This window comes from Shewanella sp. GutDb-MelDb (assembly GCF_002836075.1).
GTDB lineage: Bacteria > Pseudomonadota > Gammaproteobacteria > Enterobacterales > Shewanellaceae > Shewanella.
On sequence record NZ_PJBM01000054.1, the window covers coordinates 1 to 2,291 of the forward strand.

The following is a 2,291-nucleotide window of genomic DNA, read 5'->3' on the forward strand; positions in this document are numbered from 1 at the left end:
ATGACCGTAATATCTGCCAGCTGAAGAAGATCTTCAATCTGCGATGCATTTAAATTAATCAGTTTCATCACTGATTGCAACTACTATTTTGGCATATGAGTAATGTTCATCTAAATGTCACTTTTTTAGCACTCAGATAAATGCGCTGCTGTCTGTTTTGATGACAAGACAGTTATAGCTAACTATTTCGGCGGGTATAATTCTTTTTTGAGGCGTTGCATATCGGCTAGGGTATTTAACCAAAAAGCGGCTTACGTTACACTTCACCGATTTTTATTTTTAATGGCAATAATGTTGGACTCTATGACAACTAAGTACGGTGGCTTTTGAGCGTTAAATTGACACAGCAAGTCGCGACGACTTTTTCTGCTGACGGCGCGCTGGCAAAAGCCATTAAAGGGTTTAGTCGCCGCGAAGTGCAGCAACAGATGGCTGAAGCGGTCAGTGAGTCGATAAGCAGTCGCGATAATTTAGTCGTTGAAGCGGGCACTGGAGTCGGTAAAACGTTTGCCTACCTCATTCCTGCGCTGCTGAGCAGTAAGCAGATTATCGTGAGTACGGGCAGTAAAAATCTGCAAGAACAGCTGTTTTATAAAGATCTTCCGGCATTACTGTTGATGCTAGGCCTCACGCCTAAAGTGGCGCTACTTAAAGGCCGCAATAACTATTTATGTCAGCATCTTATGGAGACAGAGTTATCGGGTGCAAGCTCGATGGATACTCAAATTCTTGATGATTTACTGAGGATCAATCAATGGGCAGGACGGACCATTGACGGCGACCTTGGCGGCTTAACGTCGGTTTCTGAAAACTCAGCGGCATTGCCATTGATTAATAGTGCAAAAGAGACCTGTATTGGTCAGCGTTGCGACCATTATGATGTCTGTTTTACCCGCAAAGCACGTAATCGTGCGATGGATGCGCGGATCATTGTGGTGAATCATCACCTGTTCTTGGCTGATAGGATCATAAAAGAAACTGGCTTTGCAGAGTTACTCCCAGACTCTGATGTGGTTATTTTTGACGAAGCCCATTTACTCCCCGATATCGCCGTCAACTATTTTGGTCAGCAGTGCTCAACTCGGCAAATTGCTGAACTGCTTGAACGTTTCGCCGATATTTATCGTACTGAATTACGCGATGCAAAGCAGATCGAGCTATTAAGCGCACGTTGTTTAACGCTGTTAAATGAATGGCATCAGGCACTCTTTGCCACTGGAGACACTGATTGGCGCCGAATGCTGAGCAATAAAGCCTTGTCAGTCCTGTCTTGGTCGCTGCTAAAAGAGCTAAATGCACTGCAAGCCTTATTACAAGGACACGTTGGCCGCAGCGATAATTTGGATGATGCGCTTGAAAAACTTGATGCTAATACGGCAAAGTTACAGCTATTTTTTCTGTGTGAGAACAATCAAGCGGCGTACAGTATTGATTATGGTCATCGTTATCTCATGCTTAGGATCGCGCCCATTGATGTCGCCAAGGAGTGTAAAAAGCTGTTTGATGAGAATATCGCGTGGATCTTTACGTCGGCAACCTTACAGATAAATCAAGACTTAAGCCTGTTTACCAAGCAACTAGGCATCGGTAAGTGCAAGGAGCTGTTACTACAAAGCCCATTTGATTACGCCAACAATGCGTTGTTTTGCGTCCCTCGGCATCTTGCCAGCGTCAGTAACCATAATGCGATCCTACCGCAATTTGTCGATGTATGCATTAGAGCGATTGAAGCAGCAAAAGGTCGCACCTTTATCTTATTCACCAGCCATCGAATGCTTAAGCTGGTGGCTATCGAGTTACAACGGCGGGTGTCTTACCCATTGCTGGTACAAGGACAAGCGAACAAGCAAAGCCTATTAAAAAAGTATCGTCAATTGGGCAATGCAGTATTACTTGGTACGGGGGCATTTTGGGAGGGAGTTGATGTTAGAGGCAAGCTGCTTAGCTGCGTGATCATCGACAAATTACCCTTTGTGTCACCGGAAGATAATCTCTATCGTGCCCGTAGTGAGAGTATTTCACGTGAAGGTAAAGACCCCTTTACCGAGATCTCACTGCCGCAAGCGGTTATCTCTCTCAATCAGGGGGTTGGCCGATTAATTCGCGATGAAAAAGATCGCGGTGTACTTATTTTATGTGATAACCGCATTGTTAATCGACCTTATGGGCAAGCATTTCTAAACTCGCTACCGCCAATGGCTAGAACGCGAGAGCTGGACAACGCGGTACAATTTCTACAACAGATTAAGTAGCCGAAAGAAGAGCTTAGGTTATGAGTATAATAATCAGAT

General features: G+C 44.7%; 1 protein-coding gene. It reads left to right on the forward strand.

What is annotated here, in order from left to right; genetic code table 11:
* Window positions 1-326: 326 nt before the first annotated feature.
* On the forward strand, window positions 327-2,252 hold the full coding sequence (locus CXF82_RS01160) for a DNA repair helicase YoaA (RefSeq protein WP_102043533.1): 1,926 nt from the start codon (window positions 327-329) through the stop codon (window positions 2,250-2,252).
* Window positions 2,253-2,291 lie beyond the last annotated feature (39 nt).